This is a genomic window from Roseomonas sp. HF4, assembly GCF_005222755.1.
Taxonomy (GTDB): Bacteria; Pseudomonadota; Alphaproteobacteria; order Acetobacterales; family Acetobacteraceae; genus Neoroseomonas.
The window spans coordinates 87,852-105,921 of the sequence record NZ_STGD01000005.1 but is presented as its reverse complement, the minus strand read 5'-3'; the positions used below and the strand labels follow the sequence as shown (position 1 = coordinate 105,921).

Here is an 18,070-nt window from a genome sequence, read left to right as displayed (position 1 = left end):
GACATGGCGGATTTCACAGCGCTCCGGCTCGGCTCCGCCTGGCGGCGCATCGCGGGGCTGATGGACGAGGCGGCGCAGAACTTCGTCCGCACCTCCTTCTCCTCGGTCGTGCGCGACAACTGGGACATGGCGATCGGGCTGATGGACAGCGCGGGGCGGCAATTCGCGCAGTCCTCGCGCTCCGTCCCCTCCTTCGTCGGCACCATGCCGGTCACGCTCGGCCACATGCTGGCGCGCATCCCGCGCGAGAGCCTCAGGCCCGGCGACGTGCTGATCAGCAACGACGGCTACCTCGGCACCGGGCACCTCAACGACATCACGACCATCCGGCCGATCTTCCGCGACGGGCGCATCGCCGCCTGGATCGGCGGCACCTTCCATTCCACCGACATCGGCGGCGCCCCTTCGGTCGAGGCCCGCGATTCCTGGGAGGAAGGGCTGACCATCCCGGTCGCGCGCATCCTCAAGGCCGGAGTCGAGAACGAGGACGTCATCGCCTTCCTGGAGACCAATCTGCGCCAACCGGACGAGACACTGGGCGACATCCGCGCGCTGTTCGCCGTGTACGAGCAGGCTGAGGCCCGCCTCGCGCGCATCGTGGCGGAGGAAGGCATCGCCGACATAGACGACCTTGCCGCCGAGATCTTCGCGCGGTCCGAGCGCAGCATGCGCCAGGCGATCGCCGCCGTGCCGGATGGCGAGGTGACGGATGCCGTGACCTCCGACGGCTTCGAGCACCCGGTCACGATCCGCCTGCGGCTCGTGGTGAAAGGCGATGCGCTGACGCTCGACTTCACCGGCACCGACCCGCAGATCGCGCGGCCGGTGAACTCGCCGCTGAACTTCTCCCGTGCCTATTCGCACTACGCGGTGAAATGCGCCTTCGACCCCGAGACGCCGAACAACGACGGCTGCTTCCGCCCGATCTCGGTGATCGCGCCGGAAGGCTCGATCGTGAACCCCCGCCGGCCCGCGCCGGTCTGGGGGCGGCACCTGACGGGGCACTACCTGCCGATCCTTGTGCTCGCCGCGCTCGGCCGGCTGATCCCCGCCCGCGTGATCGCCGAGAGCGGCAGCCCGCTCTGGAACTGTTACTTCACCGGCGAACACGCGGACGGCCGCCGCTACGTCCGGATGTTCTTCATGAACGGTGGTCACGGCGCGCTGCCGATGCGCGACGGGCCGGCCTGCCTGTCCTTCCCGTCCAACGTCGCGACCCAGCCGGTCGAGCAGTTCGAGAACGCCGTGCCCATGCTGCTGACCGAAAAGCGCCTGATCCCGGATTCCGGCGGCGCGGGGCGGATGCGCGGCGGCCTTTCCCAGCGCCTGACCTTCGAGGCGACGGGGCCGAAGCCCGTCACCGTGACCTATCGGCACGAGCGCGTGCAGAACCCGCCGCGCGGCATCCTCGGCGGTCTGGCCGGGACCGGCGGGCGCGACCTGGTGAACGGCAAGCCGGTGCCCGCAAAGGCGCGCATCGTGCTCGCGCCCGGCGATCGCATCACCTTCGAGACGCCGGGCGGCGGCGGCATGGGACCACCCGCGGAGCGCGACCCCGCGGCGCTCGCGCGCGACATCGAGCAGGGTTACGTCACCGAGGCCGGCGCCAAGGCGTATCGCGCATGACCGCCGCACCCTTCCGCATCGGCGTCGACATCGGCGGCACCTTCACCGACTTCGTGCTGCTCGACAGCCGCGACGGGTCGCTGCGCAACGGCAAGCTGCTGACCACGCCGCATGCGCCGGAGGACGCGGTGCTGGCCGGCATCCGCGAACTGCTCGACGCGCACGGCATCGCGCCGGACCACGTTGCGCACGTCATCCACGGCACCACGCTGGTCGCCAATGCGCTCATCGAGCGCCGCGGCGTGCCGACGGCCCTGTTCACCACCGACGGCTTCCGCGACGTCGTCGAGATCGGCACGGAGCTCCGCCACGACACCTACGACCTCTTCATGCGCGTGCCCGAGCCGCTGGTGCCGCGCAGCCGCCGCATCGAGGTGCCGGAACGCATCCTGCCGGACGGCGCCATCCGCACGCCGCTGGACGAGGACGCGGCGCGGGAGGCGGCGCGCGCGCTGGCGGCCTCCGGCGTGCAGGCCGTCGCGGTCTGCTTCCTGCACGCCTTCCGCAACCCCGCCCATGAACGCCGCATGGGAGAGATCATCGCCGAGGAGGCGCCGGGCCTCACGCTCTGCCTCTCCTCCGACGTGGTGCCCGAGATCGGCGAGTACGAGCGCGCCTCGACCACCATCTGCAACGCCTATGTGCTGCCGGTGGCGCAGCGCTACCTGACGCGGCTGGCCGAGGGGCTGCGCGGCATCGGGTTGCGGGGGCCGCTCTACCTGATGCTGTCGGATGGCGGCACCGTCACCGCGAGCACCGCGGCCGCGCACCCGATCCGCCTGGTGCAGTCCGGCCCCGCTGGCGGGGTGCGCGCGACAGCGCTGCTCGGCGCGGCCTCGGGCGCCGGCGACGTGCTCTGCTTCGACATGGGCGGCACCACGGCCAAGGCCTGCCTGATCGAGGGCGGCGAACCGCTGCGCAGCCTCGACTTCGAGGTCGCGCGCGTCGACCGCTTCCGCAAGGGCAGCGGCCTGCCGCTCAAGGTGCCGGTGATCGAGATGATCGAGATCGGCGCCGGCGGCGGCTCGATCGCGCAGGTGGACCGGCTCGGGCTGATCCAGGTAGGGCCGGAAAGCGCCAGTTCCGACCCGGGCCCCGCCTGCTACGGCCTCGGTGGCACGCGGCCGACGGTGACGGATGCTGACCTCGTCCTTGGCTATCTCGGCGCCGGGTCTTTCCTCGGCGGCGACATGGCGCTCGATGTCGCGGCGGCCGAACGCGCGATCCGCGAGCACCTCGCCGAGCCGCTCGGCCTGTCCGTCATCGAGGCCGCCTGGGCCCTGCACGACACGGTCAACGGCAACATGGCGCAGGCCGCCGCGATCCATGCGCTGGAAAAGGCACGCCGCATCGAGGATTTCGCCATGGTGCCGATCGGCGGCGCCGGGCCGGTCCATGCGGCGCAGGTCTGCCGCAAGCTCGGCATCGGGCGGATGGTCGCGCCCGCCGGCGCGGGCGTCGCCTCCGCCTTTGGGTTCCTGGCCTCCCCGATCTCCTTCGCCTTCGTGCGCGGCTGGGTGGCGGCGCTCGCGACGATCGACTTCGATGCGCTGCGCGCGCTGCTTGGCGGCATGGAAGCGGAAGGCCGGCGCCTGGTGGCCGAGGCCGGTGTCGCGGCGGCGGAGGCGACCACCACGGTGATCGGCGCGCTGCGCTACGCCGGCCAGGGCTTCCAGGTCGAGGCGACGATTCCTGCCGCGGCGCTCGCCGCCAGCGACCGCGACGGCGTGCGCCGCGCCTTCGAGGCGGCCTATCTGCGGCAATACGGGCGCACGGAGCCGACGCTGCCGGTCGAATGCGTGTCCTGGCAGGTGATCGTGGCGGGACCCGTGCCGCGGCTCGACCTCGCGCGCGCCGCCGGTGGCGGCGCGGAGGGCGCGGCCAAGGGCACGCGGCCCGCGTATTTCGGTGGCTTCGTGGACACGCCGGTCGTGGACCGGGCACGGCTGCGCCCCGGGGACACGGTGTCCGGCCCGGCGCTGGTCGAGGAACGGGAATCAACGCTGGTGCTGCCACCGGGGACGGTGGCGGTGTGCGACGCGGCGCTGAACCTGGTGGTCACGTTGGAGCAGGGTCGGGGGGAGTGAGCTCCCCCCGGATCCCCCCTCCTTCTTTTCAGACCGGCGCCAGGTGACGAAAAAGCGAGGGGTGCGGGGGAGATTCTCCTCCCCCGCTACTTCAGAACCATCGCCCCCTGGTCCGGCGTCTCCGCCCAGGCGCGGAACGCCGCGGATGGCGTCACCCGTCCGTCCCGCATCAGCCGCAGCCAGGTCTCGGTCGCACGCACGAAGGGGTTCACGCCGCGCGGCCAGATGGCGAGGCTCATCGCCTCCGCGATCTCCACCTCCGGCACGCCTGCGGCATAGGCGCCCTCGATCTCGGCGGCCAGCGCCCAGCCCTGGTCGAGCGCCGTCTGCGCGCCCACGAGCGCGAGCCGCGCCGTGCCCTCCTGCAGCGGCCCGCGCAGCGCCATCGCGCCGTCCCGGTATTCCTGCGCGAAGCCGAGCCCCGGCAGGTGCTCCGCCCAGGCGCCGTCCAGCGTCGCGTAGCGCGCGGCGCCGGCCGCCCAGGCCGCCAAGCGGAATACGGCGGCGGCCTCGGCCTCGGTCCCGCCGGTCGTCATGAAGCGATGGAGGTGGTGCGTGCCGACGGGTTCCTCGCAGGCCGCGAGGATGCAGAGCCATACGACCTCCTTCGCATGCGGCGACAGGTGGTGGTCGTCCAGCGTCAGCGCTCGGTACATCGCCTCGTAGGCGGCGTGGAGGTCGGGCAGGGCGGCCGCCATGGCGCCGTGGTGCGGCAGCACGTAGCCGCCGCGCGCGGCGCGGATCGCCTCGAGGCGCGCGCGCAGCTCGGCCGCGGTCGGCGGGGCGGTCATGCGACGACGGGGTCGATGGTCTCGAGCATCCAGCGCGCGATCGCCGTGGCATGGGCGTCCATCTGCACCTGCGCCATCACCTGGATGCCCATCGGCAGGCCGCCGACGGCGCAGAGCGGGATCGTCACCGCCGGCGCCCCGATGCCGGAGGACGGCGTGTTGAACACCGCATCCCCGGTCGGACGCGGCTTCGGTGGCTGTCCCGGCACGTCGCCCGACCAGGCCGGCGCCGGGCCGGGGGAGGCGGGCGCGATCAGCGCATCGACGACGGGGGCGAGGGCGGCGTGCCGTGCGCGGACCTCCTCGCGGCGGAGCAGGTGCAGGCGGTAGTCCTCGGGCGTCATGCGCTCGGCCATGGCGAGCACGGCCTTGCTCCGGGCGCTGATGGCGTCCGGGTTCTGCGCGACCAGGTTGCGGAACAGCCAGTGGTTCTCCCAGCCCGTGATGGCGCTCGTCATGGCCTGCACGCCCATGAGCGACGCCTCGAAGGCCTCCAGCATCGGGTGCTCGGCGCGGCGCAGTACCGTGACGCCCTGGGCGCGCAGGCGCTCGACCACCTGCTCGAAGGCGGACCGGCTGGCGTCGTCGAGCGCGGCCCAGCCTTCCGTCTCCATGACGCCGAGCACCATGGGGCGGCGGGCCGACGGCGGCACCGGCGGGCCGGACAAGGGAGGGCGGCCGGGGTCGCCGCCAGCCCGCTTCCCGATCTCGATCGCGACCAGCCACATGTCCTCGATGCTGCCGGCATGGATGCCGGTGGTGCTCATGGAGGTCGCCTGGCGTTCGCCGCGGTTGATGCCGCCCTGGGTCGGCTTCAGCGCGACATTGCCGCAGTAGGATGACGGCCGGATCACCGAGCCGCCGACCTGCGTGCCGAGCGCGGCCGGCACCATGCGCGCCGCGACCGCGGCCGCCGAGCCGGAGGACGAGCCGCCCGGCGTACGCGTCTGGTCGAAGGGGTTGGTGGTCGGCCCGGGATGCGCGCCGCCGAGTTCGGTCGTGACGGTCTTGCCGAGGATGACCGCCCCTGCTTCGCGCAGCGCCCAGACCGCGGCGTTGTCGCGCTTCGGGAAATTCCCGCGATAGGCCGGGCAGCCCATCTGCGTCGGCATGTCACGCGTCTCGAGGAGGTCCTTGATGCCGACCGGCATGCCGTCGATCGGCGAGAGCGGTCGCCCGGCCGCCCAGCGTGCCGTGCTGGCATCGGCCGCGTCGCGCGCCGCGGCCTCGTTCAGCACGACCCAGGCGCGCACCACTGGTTCCCGTTCCGCAAGCGTCGCGAGGCAGCGCTCGAGGAAGGCGCGCGGCGTGTCGGTGCCCCCGGCGAAGGCGGTGGTCGCGAGCTGGAACCGGAGAGGATGGAAATCCCGAGGGGAGTATGCGGTCATCGTCTGCCCTGCCTGCTTCGGCGGCATTCAGCGGCGATCGCCGCGGCATGTCCAGGGCGCGGGGGATGCCCTGCCGACAAGAAGCCTCTGGCGCGGGGCCGGGCTTCCGGGCAGGCTGGCAGAGGTCAACGATCGAACGCCGAAAGGCGAAGACTGGGAGACATGGCAATGACCGAGGATGATCTGCGCGGCCTTCTGGCCCGCGTGAAGACCGGCCGGCTGTCGCGGCGCGGCTTCGTCAAGCGCATGGCGGCGGTGGGCTTCACCGCGCCCATGGCCACGCAGCTCCTGGCCATCGCAGGCGCCGCGCCGGCCGCGGCGCAATCCGTGCCGGCCTATGCGCCGACGCGGCGCGGCGGCGGCGGGCCGCTGAAGATCCTGTACTGGCAGGCCGCGACGCTGCTGAACCCGCATTTCGCCGTCGGCACCACCAACCAGGAAGCCAGCCGCGTCTTCTACGAGCCGCTGGCCGGCTGGGCCCAGGACGGCACGCTGCATCCGGTCCTGGCCGCCGAGATCCCCTCGATCGAGAATGGCGGCCTGCGCGCGGACGGCCGCTCCGTCACCTGGAAGCTCAAGCGCGGCGTGAAGTGGCACGACGGGCAGGACTTCACAGCCGACGACGTCATCTTCAACTGGGAATACAGCAAGAACCCCGCGACGGCCGCCGTCAGCATCGGCAGCTACCGCGACATCAACGTCGTCAAGGTGGACGACCATACGGTTCGGATCGAGTTCGAACAGCCGACGCCGTTCTGGGCCGACGCCTTCGTCGCCTCGCGCGGGATGATCATCCCGAAGCACCTGTTCAAGGACTATGTCGGCGCCAATGCGCGCGACGCGCCGGCCAATCTCCGGCCCGTCGGCACAGGCCCGTACCGGTTCGTCAGCTTCGCGCCGGGCGACTTGCTGCGCGGCGAGCTGAACCCGACCTACCACCTGGACAACCGGCCGCATTTCGACACGATCGAGATCAAGGGCGGCGGCGACGCTGTTTCGGCGGCGCGCGCGGTGCTGCAGACGGGCGACTTCGACTACGCCTGGAACATGCAGGTCGAGGACGCGATCCTGCAGCGCCTGGAAGCGGCCGGCCGCGGCAAGATCAACATCGTCGAGGGCGGCAGCGTCGAGTTCGTGCAACTCAACGCCACCGACCCGAACCGGGAAGTGGAGGGCGAACGCGCCCATATCAGCACGCAGCATCCAGCCTTCCGCGACCCCGCGGTGCGCGAGGCGATGGCGCTGCTGATCGACCGCAACGCGCTGCAGCAATTCATCTACGGCCGCGGCGGCCCGGCGACGGCGAACTTCCTCAACAATCCGCCGCGCTTCCGTTCGCCCAACACCAGCCACGAGTTCAACATCGCCAAGGCGAACGAGATCCTGGATCGCGCCGGCTGGCGGCGCGGGGGCGACGGCATCCGCGCCAAGGACGGCGTGCGGCTGAGCTTCGTCTACCAGACCTCCGTCAATGCGCCACGCCAGCGCACGCAGGCCATCTACAAGCAGTCGGCGCAGCGCGCGGGCATCAACCTTGACCTGAAGTCGGTGACGGCGTCGGTGTTCTTCTCGGCCGATGTCGCCAACCCGGACACCTACACCAAGTTCTTCGCCGACATGCAGATGTACACCACGACGATGCCGCAGGCGGACCCGCAGCTGTTCATGAACCAGTACGTGTCGTGGGAGATCTCAAAGAAGGAGAACAACTGGCAGGGCCGCAACATCGTCCGCTGGCAGAACGCGGAATACGACCGCATCTACCGCGAGGCGGAAAGCGAGCTCGACCCCGTGAAGCGTGCCGCGCTGTTCATCCGCATGAACGACCTGATCGTCGGCAGCAACCACGTCATCCCGCTCGTGCAGCGCCCGACGGTCAGCGCCAGCCTCAACACGCTCAAGCCTGTGCTGAGCGCCTGGGACAACACGCACTGGCTGCTCTCGGACTGGCACCGCCCGTCCTGACCGGCGCGTGACCCAGTACCTCGTCCGTCGCCTGCTCATCGCGATCCCGAGCCTGCTCGGGATCAGCGTGATCCTCTTCACGGTGCTCGCCCTCGCCCCGGGCGACCCGTTCGAGGAGCTGGCGACCAACCCGGCCATCCCGCCCGACGTGCGCGCGAGCCTTCGCGCCTCGCTCGGGATGGATGACCCGGTCTACATCCGCTATTGGTCGTGGCTCACCTCGATGCTGCGCGGCGAATGGGGGTATTCCTTCGTCAGCCGAATCCCCGTCGACCAGCTCATCCTGCAGCGGCTGCCGACCACGATTGCCGTGATCGGGGCGGCGCAGGTCGTGGCGCTGGTCATCGCCATCCCGGTCGGCGTCTTCGCGGCGACGCGGCCCTATTCGCTGTTCGACAAGGTCGCGAACACGCTCGCCTTCGTCGGCTTCTCGTTGCCCACCTTCTTCACGGGGCTGCTGCTGATCCTGCTGTTCTCGATCACCCTCGACTGGCTTCCCTTCGTCTACCGCACCGATCTCGAGGCCACGGGCTGGCGCTGGTGGTGGGAACAGTTCCGCCAGTCGGTGATGCCCGTGATGGTGCTCGGCATGTTCCAGGGGGCGGCGCTGGTGCGCTTCGTACGCTCGGCGGTGCTCGACGTCGTCCGGCTCGACCACGTGACGACGGCGCGCGCCAAGGGGCTGTCGGAATCGCACGTCACGATGAAGCATGTCGTGCGCAACGCCATGATCCCGGTGGTCACGCTGGTCGCTCTGCAGATGCCGATCGTCTTCGGCGGCGCGATCGTCACCGAGCAGATCTTCCGCGTGCCCGGCATCGGCAGCCTGCTGATCAGCGCCATCCTGGCCAACGACACGCCGGTCATCATGGCCGTGACCTTCGTCTTCGCCTGCCTCGTCATCCTCTTCAACCTGATCGCGGACCTTCTCTATGGCTGGCTCGACCCCCGCATCAGCTACCGCTAGCGCGGGGGCCGCGCCGCGGGTCGGGCCGTGGCAGGAAGCCTGGCGGCGCTTCCGCAAGCACCGGCTTGCGGTGGCGAGCCTGTTCATCCTGGGCTTCATCGTGCTGGCCGTGCTGGTCGGACCGTTCATCTGGCGCGTGCCGATCGACGAGATCGACTTCTCGGTCCAGCTGCAGGGGCCGTCTTGGGCGCATCCCATGGGGACCGACGACCTCGGCCAGGACGTGCTGGCCCGCGTGCTCTATGGCGGGCGCATCTCGCTCGCGGTCGGCTTCGCGGCGATGATGGTCGCGATCGTGGTGGGCGTGCTGGTCGGCGCGCTGGCCGGCATGGCGGGCGGGCGGCTCGACGCGGCGCTGATGTGGCTGACAGACCTGTTCCTGTCGTTGCCGGAACTGCCGCTGCTGCTGCTCATCATCTACCTGTTCCGCGACGCGCTGACGCAGGTGGTGGGGCCGGAGCTCGGCGTCTTCATCCTCATCGTGATCATCATCGGCGGCTTCCGCTGGATGCCGGTGGCGCGGCTCGTGCGCGCGCAGTTCTTCTCCCTGCGGGAGAAGGAATTCGTCGAGGCCGCGCGGGCGCTCGGCGCGTCCAAGCCGCGGCTCGTGACGCGCCACATCCTGCCGAACGCCATGGGCCCGGTGATCGTCGCCGGCACCATCGACGTCGCCGCCGCGATCATCGCGGAATCGACGCTGTCCTTCCTCGGCCTCGGCTTCCCGCCGGACACGCCGACCTGGGGGCGGCTGCTGTTCGACGCGAAGGACAACCTCGACTTCGCGCCGCACTGGGCGATCTTCCCGGGCGCCATGATCTTCCTGACCGTGCTGTCCATCAACTTCATCGGCGATGGCCTGCGCGACGCCTTCGATCCGCGGCGGGTGATCGGCTCGTGAGCGGCGCGGCGACCGACCCGCTGCTCGCGATCCGGGGCCTCAAGGTCCACTTCGCGACCGACGACGGCATGGTCCGCGCCGTGGACGGCGTCGACATCGAGGTCGGGCGTGGCGAGACGGTCTGCGTCGTGGGTGAAAGCGGCTGCGGCAAGACCGTGACCGCGATGACCGTGCTGAAGCTCATCGCGATGCCGCCCGGCCGCATCGTGGAGGGCCAGATCCTCTGGCAGGGCCGCGACCTCGTGCCGCTCCCCTCGGACGCGATGCGCCGCATCCGTGCCAAGGAAATCGCGATCGTCTTCCAGGAGCCGATGACCTCGCTCAATCCCGTCTATCCGGTGGGGGAGCAGATCGCCGAGGTGCTGCGCCAGCAGGAAGGGCTCGGCCGGCGTGCGGCGATGGACCGCGCCAAGGAGATGCTGAACCTCGTGCACATCCCGAACGCCGCCCGGCGCGCGGGGGATTATCCTCACCAGTTCTCGGGCGGCATGCGCCAGCGCGTCATGATCGCCATGGCGCTGTCCTGCAACCCGAAGCTGCTGATCGCAGACGAGCCGACCACCGCGCTCGACGTCACCATCCAGGCGCAGATCCTCGACCTGCTGGCCGAGATGAAGGACCGCCTCGGCATGTCGGTCATGCTCATCACCCACGCGATGGGGGTGGTGGCGGAAGTGGCCCAGCGCGTCGTCGTCATGTATGCGGGCAAGGTGGTGGAGGAAGCGCCGGTGCGCGATCTCTTCGCCAATCCGCGCCATCCCTACACCCAGGGGCTGATCCGCTCGATCCCTCGCCTCGACCTGGCGGCGACGCACAAGCAGCGGCTGGAAGCCATTCCCGGCACGGTGCCGAGTTTGCTGAACCCGCCCGCCGGGTGCCGCTTCGCCGCGCGCTGCCGCTTCGCGACCGACGCCTGCACCGCTGCCGAGCCGCCACTGCGCGAGGTGGCGCCGGGGCACAAGGTGGCGTGCATCCTGTGAGCGCCGCGAAGGACCCCGCCATGGCGCAGCCGCTGCTGTCCGTCCGCAACCTGGTGAAGCGCTTCCCCGTGCGGGGCGGCATCCTGCGCCGCGTCACGGACCAGGTGCATGCCGTCGATGGCGTCGGCTTCGACCTGGCATCGGGGGAGACGCTCGGGCTCGTCGGCGAATCCGGTTGCGGGAAGTCCACCACGGGCCGCTGCATCCTCCGCCTGATCGAGCCGACCTCGGGCGAGATCCGCTTCGAGGGACGCGACGTGCGCGCGCTGGGCGGTCGTGACCTCGCCGCCATCCGGCGCGACATGCAGATCATCTTCCAGGACCCCTTCGCGTCGCTCAATCCACGCATGACGATCGGCGCGATCATCGGGGAGGCGCTCGAGATCCACGCGCTGGCCAAGACGCGCCGGGAGCGGGAGGAGAAGGTCGCGGACCTGCTGGAGACCGTGGGCCTGCGCCCCGACCACATGTCGCGCTTCCCGCACGAATTCTCGGGCGGGCAGCGCCAGCGCATCGGCATCGCGCGCGCGCTCGCGGTCTCGCCCAAGCTCATCATCTGCGACGAGCCGGTCTCGGCGCTCGACGTCTCGATCCAGGCGCAGGTGATCAACCTGCTCGAGGACCTGCAGGAGAAGTTCGGCCTCTCCTACCTGTTCATCGCGCACGACCTGTCGGTGGTGGAACACATCAGCGACCGCGTCGCGGTGATGTATCTCGGTCGGATCGTGGAGATCGCGCCGGCGCGCGACCTCTACGCCGACCCGCTGCATCCCTATACCGAGGCGCTGCTCTCGGCGGTGCCGATCCCGGACCCGACGGTCAAGCGCGACCGCATCCGCCTGCAGGGCGACATCCCGAGCCCGATGAACCCGCCATCCGGCTGTCGCTTCCACACGCGCTGCCCGATCGCGGAGAAGGGACTTTGCGATACGACGTCGCCGGAGTTCCGCGAGGCGAAGCCCGGGCATTGGGTGGCCTGCCACAAGCGTGGCTGACGCGGGGGGAGAAGAGAACTTCTCCCCCCACACCCCCCTCAACCTTCCTTGTCCCTTGGTGCCGCACCTCTCAGGACCGGCGCCAAGTGCCAAAGAAGGGAGGGGGTTCGGGGGAGGTTCACCCTCCCCCGACCGGCCTTACTCGGCCGCTACCGCACGCGTCGGCGGCGTCGCCTCCCGCGGCGGCATGAGCCCGTCGTGATCCTGGCCGATCTCCTCCCGCCACGGCCGCCAGCGTTCCATCGCCACCAGCGCCACGACCAGCACCGCCGCGAAGCCGAGGCCGAGCATCCAGAACGGCACGCCGGTCACGACATCGAGGGTGAGCCTGCCCTGGCCCGCCATCTGCAGCGCCGGGCGGAGCGTGGGTTCCGCGTAGGTGAAGGCGGTGGCCCCCAGGATGCCGCCGGCCAGGGTGAACCAGGCGTCCTTGTAGCCGCTGCCGATCTGCGCGAGCACGGTGCCCGGGCAGGCGCCGGCCAGCGCGATGCCGACGCCGAGCGCCAGGCCGCCGGCGATGTCGGCCATCGGCAGCAGCGCCTTGGGCGCCAGCTTCGCCCAGCCGAAGCCGGTCATGACGGCGAGCACGACGAGCCCCGCCGCGACGCCGGCCAGGAACACGCGCAGCATCAGGAACGATCGCAGCTGGAACTGGCCGAGGATGACCGCGGGCTCGAAGACCCGCGCCTTCTCGAGCAGGAAGCCGAAGGCCGCGCCCATGGCGAGGCCGAGGAGGATGGCGGTGATGACGGACATGATCGCGGTCTCCGATTCAGCGCACGGGGCGGAAGAGCAGGGTCGCGGTGAGGATGCCGCCCGCGAACATGGCGGCGACGGCGGCGAAGGAGCCGAGCGAGAGCTGCGCCATGCCGGACAGCCCGTGGCCCGAGGTGCAGCCATCGGCGATGCGCGCGCCCATCAGCATCAGGAAGCCCGCGAAGAAGGCCATGACGAAGCGCCCGCCCGAGGACAGGCCCGTGGCGCGCTTCCAGACCGGCGCGACGCCGCGGCGCACCGCGCCCGAAAGGCGGGACGAGGCGAATGCGCCCGCCGCGATGCCGATGACCAGCGCCACCTGCCACCAGTTCTTGGCGCCGTCGAGGTGCCCGGCGGCATAGCGGATGGCGCGGATGCCGGGGTCGAAGAACTCCGCCACCGTCGCGCCGACGGTGACGAAGGAGGAGGAGGCACCGAGCGCGGTGCCGAGGAAGAGGAAGGCCGGGATCTGCAGCAGGCCGATCAGGGCGCCCGCGACATAGGGCGACCAGGCCTTGTCCGTGAGTCGAGGCATGGGGCGGATCCTTCTCAAGGGGACCGCAGCCTGCGGTCATGAGTAAGAATATGCGCAAATACCAAAGTTTCAACCAGCGCCTCCGAGGGTGACGCGCACGCCCGTCCGCCCCACATAAATCCCATGGCCAAGCCCGCGATTCTCTGGTTCCGGCAGGACCTCCGCCTCGCGGACAATCCTGCCCTTGCCGCCCTCGAAGGGCGGCCGCTGCTGCCCGTCTACTTCCTGGAGGAAGGGCCGGAGGCGCCCGGCGGCGCGGCCCGCTGGTGGCTCCACCACAGCCTGGCGGCACTGGGCCGGGCACTCGCCGCCCGCGGCGCGCCGCTGCTGCTGCTGCGCGGCGACGCGCGGCAGGTCCTGCCCGCCCTTGCGGCCGAGATCGGCGCCGAGGAGGTCCATGCCGGCCGCCGCACCGAGCCTCTCGCCCGGCGCCGCGACGCCGAGACCCATGCGGCGCTCCAGGACGCCGGCGTGCGCCTCGTCCTGCACCGCACGGCGCTGCTGCATGAGCCGCACCTGGTCCGCACCGGCGGCGGCAAGCCCTATTCCGTCTACACGCCCTTCGCGCGGGCGGTGTTCGGGCTGCTCGAGGAGCTGCCGCCGCCGCTGCCGGCACCGGACCGGCTGGTGCCAGCGTCCGGCGCGCGGCAGGGGCTCGGCCTCGATTCGCTCCACCTGCTGCCGCGGCCGCCAGAACCCAACTGGGCCGCGGATTTCCCGGCACACTGGACGCCGGGGGAAGAGGGTGCCGCCGCGCGGCTCGACGCCTTCCTGGAGCAGGGCCTCGCGGGCTATGCTGACCGGCGCAACGACCCGGCGGCCGAAAGGGGCACCTCGGGCCTCTCGCCGCACCTGCATCTCGGCGAGGTCTCGCCGCGCCAGGTCTGGCACGCGGCGAAGGCGAAGGGCGGCAGGGGGCTCGAGACCTTCCTCAAGGAGCTGCTCTGGCGGGAATTCTCCCACCACCTGCTCTGGCACCGGCCGGAGATGCCGGAGGCGCCGCTCCGGCCCGAATTCGCGGCCTTCCCCTGGCGGCCCGATGCCGCGCTGCTGCGTGCCTGGCAGCGCGGGCGCACCGGCTACCCGATCGTCGATGCCGGGATGCGCCAGCTCTGGCGGATCGGCTGGATGCACAACCGCGTGCGGATGATCGCGGCCTCCTTCCTCGTGAAGCACCTGCTGCAGCCCTGGCAGGACGGGGAAGCGTGGTTCCGCGACACGCTGGTCGATGCCGACATCGCGGCGAACAGTGCCTCCTGGCAGTGGGTCGCGGGCTGCGGGGCCGATGCCGCGCCTTATTTCCGCATCTTCAATCCGGTGCTGCAGGGGGAGAAGTTCGATGCCGCGGGCGCCTATGTGCGGCGCTGGTGCCCCGAGCTCGCGCGCCTGCCCGACCGCTGGATCCATCGCCCCCACGAAGCGCCCGAGATGGTGCTGCGCGGCGCGGGCGTCACGCTCGGGCGCAATTATCCGGCGCCGGTGATGGGGCTGTCGGAAGGGCGCGCCGCGGCGCTCGCGGCCTTCGCCGCGGTCAAGGGCACGGAGGCGGCGTGACGTCGCTGCTGGACGGGCTGCGTGCCGCCGGCTTCCGCGGCCTCCGTGTGGTGGGCGACGTGCATGGCGATGCGCGTGGCCTCGAAGCCGCCATCGCGGGGGCGGAGGCGGCGGGCCTGTTCCTGGTGCAGCTTGGCGACCTCACGGACCATGGGCCAGACAGCCCCGCCGCGCTGCGCCTGATGTTCGCGGCGATGGACGCCGGGCGCGGGCTCTTCCTGCTCGGCAACCACGACCACAAGCTGCGCCGTGCCCTGCTGGGGGACAGCGTCCGGATCGAGAAGGCGGGTCTCGGCCGTACCCTGGAGCAGGTCGCCGCCGCGCGCGACGCCGAGGCACTGGCGCAGCGCGCCATCCTCGAGATCGGGCGCGCACCGGCCTGGCTCGGGTTGGGGCGGCTGTTCTGCGTCCACGCCGCTTTTCATGATTCGATGCTGCTCCGCCCGCCGCCGCCGGATGCCGGGCAGCGCAAGCCGGACGGCCTGGTCGGCCGCGCCATCTTCGGCCAAGTGACTGGGGCGCGCGGCCCGGACGGCTTCCCGATCCGCCTGACCGGATGGGTGGACCGGATCCCGGCCGGCCTGACGGTACTCGTTGGCCACGACAACCGGTCGCGCGACGGGCGGCCGCCGGTCTTCACCGGCGCGCAGGGCGGCCGGGCGGTCTTCCTCGACACCGGGGCGGGGAAGGGGGGTGCGCTCGCCTGGCAGGATTTCCCGTTCGACCGTGGAACCCTTGAGGTAGCGCAAGGACATGACGTCGAGATGACAGGTTGATGACATCGCCCATCCCGGGCTGCGCCGCGGAGGTCGCATGGACCAGGACAATATTGCCCCGAACGCCGAGGAAGGTGCGCGGTCCATCACGGCGGCCGTGACCGACCTCGCCGAGCCTGGCCGCCGCCAGCGCCGCCCCGCGCGCGACCCGGAGGCGATCCGCCGCGCCTTCGAGACCGGCGCCTATCCCTATGCGACGCGCCTGACCGAGAAGGAATACGTTGCGCGCATCTCCCCCCTGCAGGTCGAGCTGCTGAAGGCGCAGTCCTGGATCAAGGCGGCCGACGAGCGCGCCACAGTGCTGTTCGAAGGCCGCGACGCCGCCGGCAAGGGCGGCACGATCAAGCGTTTCATGGAACACCTGAACCCGCGCGGCGCGCGCATCGTGGCTCTCGAGAAGCCGACCGACCAGGAACGGTCGCAATGGTACTTCCAGCGCTACGTGAAGCACCTGCCGAGCGGCGGCGAGATCGTGTTCTTCGACCGCTCCTGGTACAACCGGGCGGGTGTCGAGCGCGTGATGGGGTTCTGCTCCGCCGGCGACTACCTCGAATTCATGCGCCAGGCGCCGGAGCTCGAGCGCATGCTCGTCCGGTCGGGGCTGCGCCTCCACAAGTACTGGTTCAGCGTGACGCGGGAGGAACAGGCGCGACGCTTCCAGGCGCGCGAGACCGATCCGCTGAAGCAGTGGAAGCTCTCCCCGATCGACAAGGCGAGCCTCGACAAGTGGGACGACTACACCGAGGCGAAGGAGGCGATGTTCTTCTACACCGACACCGCCGACGCGCCCTGGACCATCGTGAAGTCCGACGACAAGCGCCGCGCGCGCATCGAGGCGATGCGCCACTTCCTGTTCACCCTGCCCTATGACGGCAAGGACGAGAGCGTGGTCTACGAGCCCGACCCGCTGATCGTGGGCTCGACCGCGCATGTCATCGGCGCCAGCCAGCATATCCTCGGCAAGACGCTGCACCCGGGGCAGCGGCGCGGCGCGCATCGCTGACGCGCGGCGCGGGCGCCCGCCGCGGCGTCACGCCACTTCGTAGACGTCGTAGGTCGGCCCGGAGGGCGGCCGCTGGCCCACGCCGATCGCAAGGATCCGGTTCATCCAGGCGAGGTCCGGCGCGCCGGTCTCGAAGCGCATCGCGGTGCGGAAGTAGTAGTCGGCCGGGTCGACCATCTCGCCGGCCGCGAGCCTGGCCAGGACCTCGGGCGTGCCGGTGCGGATGCCGCTGTAGTGCGCGTAGACCACCCCGCCCGAGGCCGCCCGGATCGTCAGGCGCACATCCATGTGCGCTGTGCCGTCCGGGTCCACCCGCAGCCAGTCGGCCGCCGTGCCGGGCAGCACCTCGCCGGTCAGGCGCGGGCCTTCGACGGTGCCGCCGGTGACGGGCACGATGCGCAATTCGCCGTTGCGCGTCGGACCCACCATCTGCGGCGTGCCCACGCCGAGCACCATGCGGAACATGAAACCGGTCTTCAGCGGCAGCGGCGCCATGGCGGTCTCCTCCATCGGTTGGCGGGCCGGAGGATGCCCGGCGATCAGCGTTGGCGCCAGGGGAGGCCGTCGGCCTTCCAGCCCGCGACCGTGCCGCGATGGCCGTGGCCGTCCACCGGGCCCTCGAAGCCGTCGGCGACGTTGAAGGCGTGCGGGAAGCCCGCCGCCTGCGCCGCCTGCCCCGCCGCCAGCGACCGCGCGCCCGAGCGGCAGATGAAGTGGATGCGATGCAGCGGCGTCAGCCCCGCCTTGCGCAGCTGGTCGGCGAAATGGTCGTTCACCTGCATGGTCGGGTAGATCTGCCACGGGATCAGCACGGTCTGCTTGGCGATCCCGGCCAGGTCCGGCAGGCCGACGAAATTCCACTCCGCATCCGTGCGCACGTCCACGAGCGCCGCCTGCGGGTCGTTCCTCAGGGCGTCCCACGTATCCTTCGGGCTGACATCCGGCACGCCTGTCACGGCTGATCCTCCTGCGGGCGAAGCGCCCGCCGCGTAAATGATGCAGCGCGGAAGGGCCGGCAACCAGGGAGATGGCGAAATGGCGCCCCGCGGTCTATGGATGCGTGACGACTGACGGATTCCATCAGACCATGAACGCGCCCGCATCGACCGCCCAGGACGATCGCGCCGCCGCCTCCCGCGCGCGCATCCTCGAGGTCGCCGAGGGATTGTTCCGCACGCTCGGCTACCAGAAGACCACGGTGGCCGACATCGCGCGCGACCTCGGCATGTCGCCGGCCAATGTGTACCGCTTCTTTCCCTCGAAATCCGCGATCAACGAGGCGATCGCGGCACGGCTGCTGGAAGGCGTCGCAGCCGACCTCGAGGCGATCGCCGCCGGGCCAGGCAAGGCCGCGGACCGTCTGAGGGCCATGCTGCGCATGCTGCATGCCCGCCACCTGGCGCTGTTCTTCGCGCAGAAGCGCATGCACGACATGGTCTCCGCCGCGATGAGCGAGCACTGGGGCGTCATCGCCGCCTTCATCGCGCGGATCGAGGCAGCGATGGCGCGCGTCGTGGCCGATGGCGCGGCGCGCGGCGAATTCGCGCCGCACGACCCTGTCTCGACGGCGCGCAGGCTGAAGCAGGCGACGCTGTGCTGGACCCACCCGGTGCTGATCGCCGATGCGCTCGACAAGCGGGTGATGGACGAGGCGCAGATGGCCGTCGAACTCGACGAGATGCTCGACCTCCTGCTTCAGGGCCTGACCACTGAACGATGATCACTGACGAATATTGACTTTCGTCAGTC

The 18,070-nt window shown here is 70.9% G+C and carries 17 protein-coding genes; 11 read left to right on the top strand and 6 right to left on the bottom strand.

Annotated elements, in window-relative coordinates; genetic code table 11:
* Positions 1–3 precede the first annotated feature (3 nt).
* Both E8M80_RS09740 and E8M80_RS09735 read left to right on the top strand, forming a co-directional pair.
* Positions 4–1,626: a hydantoinase B/oxoprolinase family protein gene (locus E8M80_RS09740; RefSeq protein WP_137125493.1), complete on the top strand. Its 1,623-nt coding sequence runs from the start codon at positions 4–6 to the stop codon at positions 1,624–1,626.
* Positions 1,623–3,713 carry a hydantoinase/oxoprolinase family protein gene (locus E8M80_RS09735; RefSeq protein ID WP_137125492.1) on the top strand — a complete coding sequence of 697 codons (2,091 nt, stop codon included), beginning with the start codon at positions 1,623–1,625 and terminating at the stop codon, positions 3,711–3,713. Before E8M80_RS09740 ends, E8M80_RS09735 begins: the two co-directional genes overlap by 4 nt.
* 86 nt (positions 3,714–3,799) lie before the next feature.
* On the opposite strand, the gene E8M80_RS09730 is transcribed toward E8M80_RS09735, so the two are convergent.
* On the bottom strand, positions 3,800–4,504 hold the full coding sequence (locus E8M80_RS09730; protein WP_137125491.1) for a hypothetical protein: 705 nt from the start codon (positions 4,502–4,504) through the stop codon (positions 3,800–3,802).
* Positions 4,501–5,892 (bottom strand): amidase, encoded by a 1,392-nt coding sequence (locus E8M80_RS09725; protein WP_137125490.1) that lies wholly within the window; start codon positions 5,890–5,892, stop codon positions 4,501–4,503. The genes E8M80_RS09730 and E8M80_RS09725 overlap by 4 nt, the downstream gene beginning before the upstream one ends.
* Before the next feature lie 168 nt (positions 5,893–6,060).
* Between E8M80_RS09725 and E8M80_RS09720 the strand changes: the two genes are divergently transcribed.
* The 5 genes from E8M80_RS09720 to E8M80_RS09700 all read left to right on the top strand — a co-directional run bounded on the left by E8M80_RS09720 (position 6,061) and on the right by E8M80_RS09700 (position 11,697).
* Positions 6,061–7,857, top strand: coding sequence for a peptide ABC transporter substrate-binding protein (locus E8M80_RS09720; RefSeq protein WP_137125489.1), 1,797 nt, complete (start codon positions 6,061–6,063; stop codon positions 7,855–7,857).
* Between the two features lie 7 nt (positions 7,858–7,864).
* A complete protein-coding gene (locus tag E8M80_RS09715) occupies positions 7,865–8,824 on the top strand; it encodes an ABC transporter permease (RefSeq protein ID WP_137125488.1) in 960 nt (319 codons plus the stop codon).
* Positions 8,790–9,722, top strand: a complete 933-nt coding sequence (locus E8M80_RS09710; protein ID WP_137125487.1) for an ABC transporter permease — start codon at positions 8,790–8,792, stop codon at positions 9,720–9,722. Before E8M80_RS09715 ends, E8M80_RS09710 begins: the two co-directional genes overlap by 35 nt.
* Before the next feature lie 68 nt (positions 9,723–9,790).
* Complete coding sequence (locus E8M80_RS09705; protein ID WP_137125687.1) at positions 9,791–10,702, top strand: ABC transporter ATP-binding protein; 912 nt, start codon at positions 9,791–9,793, stop codon at positions 10,700–10,702.
* A 20-nt stretch (positions 10,703–10,722) separates the two neighbouring features.
* Entirely contained in the window at positions 10,723–11,697 is a 975-nt protein-coding gene (locus E8M80_RS09700; protein ID WP_137125686.1) for an ABC transporter ATP-binding protein, read from the top strand.
* Between the two features lie 138 nt (positions 11,698–11,835).
* Here E8M80_RS09700 and E8M80_RS09695 read toward each other — a convergent pair whose 3' ends face one another.
* Both E8M80_RS09695 and E8M80_RS09690 read right to left on the bottom strand, forming a co-directional pair.
* The gene (locus E8M80_RS09695) at positions 11,836–12,453 is read right to left on the bottom strand and encodes a YeeE/YedE thiosulfate transporter family protein (protein WP_170979310.1); all 618 of its coding nucleotides are present in this window, start codon (positions 12,451–12,453) and stop codon (positions 11,836–11,838) included.
* Between the two features lie 16 nt (positions 12,454–12,469).
* A complete protein-coding gene (locus E8M80_RS09690; RefSeq protein WP_137125486.1) occupies positions 12,470–12,988 on the bottom strand; it encodes a YeeE/YedE thiosulfate transporter family protein in 519 nt (172 codons plus the stop codon).
* 123 nt (positions 12,989–13,111) lie between these two features.
* On the opposite strand from E8M80_RS09690, the gene E8M80_RS09685 reads away from it, so the two are divergent.
* From E8M80_RS09685 to ppk2, 3 genes are read left to right on the top strand one after another with little or no spacing between them, the layout of a single operon-like run.
* Positions 13,112–14,542, top strand: coding sequence for a deoxyribodipyrimidine photo-lyase (locus tag E8M80_RS09685; protein WP_137125485.1), 1,431 nt, complete (start codon positions 13,112–13,114; stop codon positions 14,540–14,542).
* Positions 14,539–15,318 (top strand): metallophosphoesterase, encoded by a 780-nt coding sequence (locus E8M80_RS09680; protein ID WP_240789967.1) that lies wholly within the window; start codon positions 14,539–14,541, stop codon positions 15,316–15,318. Before E8M80_RS09685 ends, E8M80_RS09680 begins: the two co-directional genes overlap by 4 nt.
* 37 nt (positions 15,319–15,355) lie before the next feature.
* Positions 15,356–16,321, top strand: coding sequence for a polyphosphate kinase 2 (gene ppk2, locus E8M80_RS09675; protein ID WP_137125484.1), 966 nt, complete (start codon positions 15,356–15,358; stop codon positions 16,319–16,321).
* A gap of 27 nt (positions 16,322–16,348) precedes the next feature.
* Here ppk2 and E8M80_RS09670 read toward each other — a convergent pair whose 3' ends face one another.
* Positions 16,349–16,816: a DUF3237 domain-containing protein gene (locus E8M80_RS09670; protein ID WP_137125483.1), complete on the bottom strand. Its 468-nt coding sequence runs from the start codon at positions 16,814–16,816 to the stop codon at positions 16,349–16,351.
* Between the two features lie 44 nt (positions 16,817–16,860).
* Positions 16,861–17,277, bottom strand: a complete 417-nt coding sequence (locus E8M80_RS09665) for a rhodanese-like domain-containing protein (RefSeq protein WP_240789966.1) — start codon at positions 17,275–17,277, stop codon at positions 16,861–16,863.
* Between the two features lie 131 nt (positions 17,278–17,408).
* On the opposite strand from E8M80_RS09665, the gene E8M80_RS09660 reads away from it, so the two are divergent.
* The gene (locus tag E8M80_RS09660; protein WP_137125481.1) at positions 17,409–18,041 is read left to right on the top strand and encodes a TetR/AcrR family transcriptional regulator; all 633 of its coding nucleotides are present in this window, start codon (positions 17,409–17,411) and stop codon (positions 18,039–18,041) included.
* The last annotated feature ends 29 nt before the right edge of the window (positions 18,042–18,070 follow it).